This is a genomic window from Streptomyces sp. E2N166 (genome assembly GCF_003671715.1).
Classification (GTDB): domain Bacteria; phylum Actinomycetota; class Actinomycetes; order Streptomycetales; family Streptomycetaceae; genus Streptomyces; species Streptomyces thinghirensis.
The window spans coordinates 1,716,652-1,719,145 of record NZ_RAIF01000032.1 but is presented as its reverse complement, the minus strand read 5'-3'; the positions used below and the strand labels follow the sequence as shown (position 1 = coordinate 1,719,145).

The window sequence follows — 2,494 nt, the reverse complement described above, 5'->3', positions numbered from 1 at the left end:
TTCACCGAGCACGCCGCCGGGATCGAGGACTGGCTGGTGCGCGAGGCCGGCTCGGTCCGGTCCAAGGCGGGCTTCGAGGTGGGGCTCGCCGTGGGCGAGTGCTTCGAGTGCGCGGGCCTGCCGACGCACCCCCAGGGCGAGGTGCTCACCTCGGAGGAGGCCCGCTGGTCGCTCGCCCGCCGCCGGCCCGCCGGTGTCGTGAGCGTGATCGCGCCCTTCAACTTCCCGCTCATCCTCGGCCTGCGCTCGGTGGCCCCGGCGCTCGCCCTCGGCAACGCCGTACTGCTCAAGCCGGATCCGCGCACCGCGGTCAGTGGTGGCGTCGTCATCACCCGGATCTTCGAGGAGGCCGGGCTCCCCGCCGGTGTCCTGCACCTGCTGCCGGGCGACGGCTCGGTGGGCCGGGCCGTCGTCGAGGCTCCGGAGGTCCGGGTGATCTCCTTCACCGGGTCGACGCCGGTCGGGCGGGCCATCGGCGAGCAGGCCGGGCGGTTGCTGAAGCGGGCCCATCTGGAGCTGGGCGGGAACAACGCGCTGGTCGTGCTGCCCGGTGCGGACGTGCGGAAGGCCGCCTCGGCGGGAGCGTTCGGCTCCTACCTGCACCAGGGGCAGATCTGCATGACGACCGGCCGGCACATCGTGCACGAGTCGCTGGTGGAGGAGTACACCGCCGTACTCGCCGCGAAGGCCGAGGCGCTGCCGGTCGGTGACCCCGCCCGCGAGGACGTGGCGCTGGGCCCGATCATCGACCGCCGTCAACTGGAGCGGGTGCACGGCATCGTCACCGACAGCGTCGCGGCGGGTGCGAAGGTCGCCGCGGGCGGCGAGATCGACGGCGCCGGCTACCGCGCCACCGTACTGACCGGCCTGACGACCGAGATGCCGGCGTGGCGCGAGGAGATCTTCGGCCCCGTCGCCCCCGTCATCTCCTTCTCCACCCTGGAGGAGGCCGCGCGGATCGTCGACGACTGCGAGTACGGGCTGTCGGTCGGCATCCTCGGGGACGTCGGGACGGCGATGAGGCTCGCCGACCGGATCGACTCCGGCAAGGTCCACATCAACGAGCAGACCGTGAGCGACGAGCCCAACGCCCCCTTCGGCGGGGTCAAGGCCTCCGGTACCGGGTCCCGCTTCGGCGGCGCCGCGGCCAACGTCGAGGCGTTCACCGAGACCCAGTGGGTCACGGTCCGCCCGGACATCGCCGACTACCCGTTCTGACCCTCCGGCCGTCCTCGGCCGTCCCGGCCACCCCGGCCGTTCCGGTTCCGCTCACTCACACCCGTCCCCCGGGGGGAGAGTCACCATGGCTTCCGCCACCACGTCCGGCGCGCCCGCGAAGGCAGGACGCGCCGGCAACAGCACCTGGACGGTGATCCTGTGCTGGATCACCGTCCTGCTGGAGGGCTACGACCTCGTCGTCCTCGGCGCCATCATCCCCACCCTGCTCAAGACCGACCACCTCGGCATGACCGCGGGCGACGCGACCACCATCGCTACGCTCTCGCTCGTGGGCGTCGCGATCGGCGCGGTCTGCGTCGGTCCGCTGGCCGACCGGCTGGGGCGCCGCCGCCTGCTCATCGGCTCGGTGGTGCTGTTCTCGCTCTTCACCATCGTGGTGCCGCTGGCCGGCTCCGTCGCGATGTTCGCCGCGCTCCGCCTGATCGCCGGTCTGGGCCTGGGCGCCTGCATGCCGGTCTCGCTCACCATGATGGCCGAGCACATGCCGGCCAGCCGCCGGGCGCGGGCCAGCACGCTGACGATGACCGGTTACCACACCGGTGCGGTGATCACCTCGCTGCTCGCCCTCCAGGTGACCGACGACTGGGAGATCCTCTTCTACCTGCTCGGCGTCGTCGGCCTCGTGGTCGCCGCCGTCCAGTGGTTCAAGCTGCCGGAGTCGGAGGCCTTCGTCCGGGCCAGGCGGGACGGGGACCGGCGGGTGCCGTTCACCGAACTGCTCAAGCCCGCCTACTTGCGCGCGGGCATCGGCATCTGGGTCGCGTCGTTCATGGGTCTGCTGCTGGTCTACGGTCTCAACACCTGGCTGCCGAAGCTGATGAACGACGCCGGATACCCGGTGCCCACGGCCGTCACCCAGCTCCTCGTGCTCAACATCGGCGGCGTCGTCGGCCTGGTCGTCGGCGGGTTCGTCGCCGACCGGCGGGGCATCAAGGGCACCACGATGGTCTGGTTCGCCGTCTCGGTGGTCATGCTCGGGTGCCTGAGCATCAAGATGGAGAGCGACCTGCTGCTCAACGTCATCGTCTTCTTCACCGGCGTGTTCGTCTTCTCCGCCATGGTGCTCGTCTACGCCTACGTGACGAGCTTCTACCCGGCGTCCGTGCGGAGCACCGCGCTCGGCTCGGCGTCCGGGATCGGCCGGATCGGCTCGATCGTCGGCCCGTCGATCACCGGTGCCCTGGTCGCCTCGGGGATCGGTCACCCGTGGGGCTTCTACTTCTTCGCCGCGGTGGCGGTATGCGGCTTCCTGGCC

General features: G+C 71.4%; 2 protein-coding genes. Both read left to right on the top strand.

All coding sequences use genetic code 11. The features are described 5' to 3' along the window. Positions 1–1,218, top strand: a 1,218-nt coding sequence (locus EBH09_RS34800) for an aldehyde dehydrogenase family protein (RefSeq protein WP_121750772.1), incomplete at its 5' end; no start/stop codon positions are given. 85 nt (positions 1,219–1,303) lie between these two features. After that, positions 1,304–2,494 (top strand): aromatic acid/H+ symport family MFS transporter (locus tag EBH09_RS34795; protein WP_121751161.1); only part of this gene is annotated, 1,191 nt, incomplete at its 3' end.